General features: G+C 56.8%; 1 protein-coding gene. It reads left to right on the top strand.

Annotated features, from left to right (window positions below; all coding sequences use genetic code 11):
* Positions 1 to 100 precede the first annotated feature (100 nt).
* A partial coding sequence (locus tag V8L70_RS22785) for an IS1380 family transposase (protein ID WP_101146786.1) occupies positions 101 to 1,186 on the top strand: 1,086 nt, incomplete at its 3' end.

Raw genomic sequence — 1,186 nt, 5'->3', positions numbered from 1 at the left:
TAGCCCGGATTTCTCATGAGGGGATAAAAGAAAGCGGCTGAAAGTGCTATAGTTTCAGGACCTTACACCGTTCACCAAGCACCAACAGCCGCTATCCAAAATGGTACCTGAAAAACTGACCTTCTCGCCACTGTCTCGCCGTCAAATTGAAGCCGATTTCTCCGGTGGTCATATCACCTCCGATGCCGGCCTGCTTTTGCTTCGCGAAGTCGACAACCAACACCAGCTCACTCAGCGCCTGGCTACGGTGCTGGACGATGCCCGTAATCCGGTACTGGTTCGCCACAAGCTTCAAACCATGATCCGGCAACGGGTCTTTGGCGTAGCCGCCGGATACGAAGATCTGAACGATCACGAAACGTTACGCGCTGACCAGGCACTTCAGACCGCGACTGGCGAAGAGGCCATTCTGGCGGGCAAATCAACACTGTGCCGAATGGAGCAGCGCGTAGACCGGCAGGCCGTGGTCAAGGCCCACGAACTGCTGTGGCATCACTTCATTGAACAGCACGAGACTCCACCCAAGGAAATTGTGCTGGATTTTGATGGCACCGACGTTCCGGTGCATGGCGACCAGCCCGGCAAGTTCTTTAACGCCTACTACAATCACCATTGTTACTTCCCACTGTACGTGTTCTGCGGTCGCCATCTGCTGGTGAACTACCTGCGCACCAGCAACCGAAGCGACAGCCGCCACAGCTGGGCCATTCTGGCCCTGCTGGTGAAATTCATCCGGCAGTACTGGACGAATACCCGCATCGTGTTCCGGGGTGACAGCGGCTTTTACCGTCCCCGATTGCTGAGCTGGTGCGACCGGAACAACGTGGACTATCTGGTGGGCCTCAGCAAGAACAGCCGGCTGCTCAAGGAGGTAGACGTACCCTCGATGCTGGTTCGCAAGGCTCACAACGAACTGGGTGAAAAAGTCTGCGCCACCTATCGATTCCAGTACCAGGCCCACACCTGGAAACACCCCCGCTGGGTGATCGCGCGTCTGGAGGAGGGCGAACTGGGTGCCAACCCCAGGTTCATTCTCAGCTCCCGTTACGACGACGGCGTTAAACTCTACTACGAGCAATACTGTGCCCGGGGTGACATGGAAAACCGGATCAAGGATCAGCAGTTGTGTCTGTTCGCAGATCGCACCTCCAGCACGCGGTGGTGGACCAATCAGTGGCGGTTGCTC

It is taken from the genome of Vreelandella arctica (assembly GCF_037070215.1).
In the GTDB taxonomy this organism is placed as follows: domain Bacteria; phylum Pseudomonadota; class Gammaproteobacteria; order Pseudomonadales; family Halomonadaceae; genus Vreelandella; species Vreelandella arctica.
This window is presented reverse-complemented; position numbering and strand designations above follow the sequence as displayed.